At 64.4% G+C, this 3,351-nt stretch carries 4 protein-coding genes; all 4 read left to right on the top strand.

The window, feature by feature from the left end; translation table 11 throughout:
• On the top strand, window positions 1-719 hold a 719-nt coding region (locus AC5JJ6_RS05155; RefSeq protein ID WP_496041012.1), incomplete at its 5' end, for a sensor histidine kinase.
• Window positions 720-832: 113 nt separating this feature from the next.
• A complete protein-coding gene (locus AC5JJ6_RS05150; RefSeq protein ID WP_496041013.1) occupies window positions 833-1,546 on the top strand; it encodes a TIGR04283 family arsenosugar biosynthesis glycosyltransferase in 714 nt (237 codons plus the stop codon).
• Window positions 1,547-1,550: 4 nt separating this feature from the next.
• On the top strand, window positions 1,551-2,180 hold the full coding sequence (locus AC5JJ6_RS05145) for a TIGR04282 family arsenosugar biosynthesis glycosyltransferase (RefSeq protein ID WP_496041011.1): 630 nt from the start codon (window positions 1,551-1,553) through the stop codon (window positions 2,178-2,180).
• Window positions 2,181-2,292: 112 nt separating this feature from the next.
• Window positions 2,293-3,315, top strand: a complete 1,023-nt coding sequence (locus AC5JJ6_RS05140) for an aminoglycoside phosphotransferase family protein (protein ID WP_496041010.1) — start codon at window positions 2,293-2,295, stop codon at window positions 3,313-3,315.
• Window positions 3,316-3,351 lie beyond the last annotated feature (36 nt).

The raw sequence follows: 3,351 nt of genomic DNA, 5'->3' as shown, positions 1-3,351 counted from the left end.
GCAGCCTGGCGGAGAGCAACCTTCAGCTCTATGAATTGACCCGGACGCTGGAGCGGCAGGTCGACGAACGTACGGCCGACCTGCGGGCGTCGCTGGCCGATCGGGAGGCGCTGATCGAGGAGATCCATCATCAGACCCGCAACAATCTCCAGATCATCGCCAGTCTGCTCAACCTCCAGGCCAATCGCATCGGCGAACAGAGTGCCGCCGAAGTCCGCAGGAGCCTTGCCCGTATCCAGTCCATGAGTCTGGTTCATGGACTCGTTTTCGATGACGGAAGCCGTGCCGATACTCCTGCCTTGCCTCTGTTGACCGAGCTGTGCCGGCAGTTGGCATCGAAGGATGAGTCGTCCGGCGGCATCGCCATCGACGTGAACGGTCAAACCGGCCGTATCCCGCTGAATGCCGCCAGTCCACTCGGGCTGATCGTTGCGGAATTGGTCAGCAATGCTCTCAGTCACGCCTTTCCGGATGCGTCCGAGCATTTTGTCGAGGATCGCCGGGTCCGGGTCGAGGTTTATGGAAATCCGGCGACCAACTGCATCGTCATCCACGACAACGGCATAGGCATGGACCCCAGTGCGGCCAACGACCGGCGTGGGCTCGGCTTGCTGCTTGTCAGGACCCTTGCCCGGCAAGCCAACGCCGAAGTGCGCTTCCTGCGGGACAATGGGACGAAGGTAGAGATCCATCTGCGCAACCGCCAATCCGGTACCTGAAGATGGCGGCCGGATAAGCGGTGGCTGGCGAAGATGATCGGCAGAGATGATAGGATGGCGGCCGCGCCGTTCGAAGTTCGGCCGCCGCCTGCCGCCCCGTCCCGGAGTCGAGCCTGTCCACCCTTGTCATCGTCATACCCGCACTGAACTGCGCTGCAAGCCTGGAGCGGACGCTCGGGTCGATCTCGGGAACCGCCAGAGATGCCGGGTGGCCGATCGTGGTGGCGGACGGCAACTCGGCCGACGCGACCGTGACCGTCGCCAAACGGCATGCAGCCTGCACCGTCTCTGCCGAACCCGGGCGCGGGGTGCAACTGTCGGCAGGCGCCGGAGTGGCGATCCGTGACCTGCGAGCGGAGTGGTTGTTCTTCCTGCATGCCGACAGCATTCCGGAACCGAACTGGCAGGAGGCCTTGGCCGCGTTCATATGCAAGCCGGAAAACAAGGCTTGCGCCGCCTATGGGCGGTTCGAACTCGACGATCAATCTCCGGCAGCGCGCCGACTGGAGTCGATGGTGGCATGGCGATGCCGCTGGCTGGGCCTGCCTTACGGCGATCAGGGACTGCTTGTCCATCGGGACCTTTATCAGTCGGTCGGCGGATTTGCGCCCATGGAACTCATGGAAGATGTCTCGATCGTCCGCAGGATCGGACGGCACCGGTTGATCGGGCTGCCGATCGGCATTACGACTTCGGCTTCCCGCTACCGGAAGGACGGTTATATCCGCCGTCCGCTGCGTAACCTTACCTGTCTGGCACTCTATATGATGGGCGCAGCGCCGCCGCTGATACGGCGGCTCTACTACAGGCGAAACCAACCCGGGTAGGAACGTGCCGCTTCGCCGCCATCTCATTGTCTTCGCACGTGAACCCCGGCTGGGCAGGGGAAAGCGCCGGCTCGCCGGCAGCATCGGCCCGGTGGCGGCTGTCCATTTCCAGCGCGTGGCGCTTCGGACCCTGCTGTTCCGCCTCGTCCGGGATCGCCGCTGGACGACTTGGGTAGCGTTGACCCCGGACCGTGGGCAAATGCCCGCAAGGCCGCTGGGTGTCGAGATCCGCGCCCAGGGCGGCGGCGATCTCGGCGAACGGATGAGACGCCCCATGCGCCGTCCTCCACCGGGTTTGCCGCCGGGACCGGTGGTGGTTATCGGAAGCGACATTCCCGATATCCGCAGCCATCACGTCTGGCAGGCATTCCGGACGCTGGACAGGTACCCGTTCGTCTTCGGCCCGGCACGGGACGGAGGCTACTGGCTGGTTGGAGCGCGACGGCGTCCGGCGGAGCCGCCCGACTTCTTCGGAGGCGTAAGATGGTCCACGGGACACGCTCTGGCAGATACCCTGAACAACCTCGATCCGGCACAGGTTGGGGATCCTCTGCCGATCCTGGAGGATGTCGACGTCCCGGAAGCCTGGAAGCGATGGCGCCGGCATCCATCTTTCGCATTCACGTCAAATTGAACGGCGGCCGCTTTGACTGGGAACGGCCATCCTCCATACTCCGTTCATGATATCGGATACGCTCCTTCAAGCCATACATCGGCGTCTGATCCGCTTAGCCGATTACGAAGCGGTGAGGCTGGAAGACCTGATCCCTCTTCAGGGAACCGGCCTTGCCCATGATCACGTCAGGATCACGGGACGTAGCGTGCTGCTGCGCGTGCCCAAGCAGAGCCAGCTCGCGCTCTCGGCGACGGTCAACCTGACCTATCAGGCGGCGTGCTTCGAGCGGGCGGCGCCCGGACGCCACGTCCCCGGACTGCATGCCGTCCTGATGCCGGACGAGACGGTGCCGCTGGGGGCGCTGCTGGTCGACGAGGTTCCAGGCCGTCCACCCGTCCTGCCGGACGACCTGCCGGCGATCATGAGTGCGCTTGCATCCATCCACTCCCTGCCGGTCCCGCCGGAACCGGCCCGTGCCCCGCTACGCGACCACGCCGATCCTGTCAGTGAGACGTTACACGAGGTAAGGCTCCAGGCGGCGTTCCTGGATGCGGCCGGACTTGGCGCCGATGCCCGGCGCGAGATCGACGAAGAACTGGCCTGGGCCGAGGAATTCCGGAAGACACGGGCGCGACCGCCGGCCACGCTAATCTCGTTCGATGCTCATCCCGGCAATTTCCTGATCCTGCCGTCGGGAACCGCCGTTCTGGTCGATCTGGAAAAGGCGCGTTATGGTGCGCCCGGATTCGATCTGGCCCACGCGACGCTTTATACCTCCACTACCTGGGATGTCGCCGTCAGCGCCGTGCTGGAAACATCGGCCACAGCCGACGCTTATCGTCACTGGCTGAAAAGCGTGCCACCGGCGCTCGCCGAGGCATCGGGTCCCTGGCTGCTTCCGATGCGGCGGATCATGTGGCTCTGGTCGGTGACATGGTGTGCCAAATGGCGGGTCCAGTCCCGGGCCGGAGCGACGGAAAAGCATGTCGCAGAGGATGCCGAGGACTGGTCGGCGGAAATCAGCGAGCGTGCGCTGGTCGATCACGTGGCGAACCGGGTGGCCGATTACCTGGATGCCGGAACCATCGCGGCCATCCGCTCCGAATGGCTCGGCGACAATGCGCTCACCGCCCTGTTGCCGAAGCAAGCCTGATCTCATGACACCGACAGAGCGAGTGACGACTTGAAA

The sequence above is a fragment of the Skermanella sp. genome (assembly GCF_059503625.1).
Note: the sequence above shows the minus strand (reverse complement) of the source record. Positions and strands in the feature narration are given on the sequence as shown.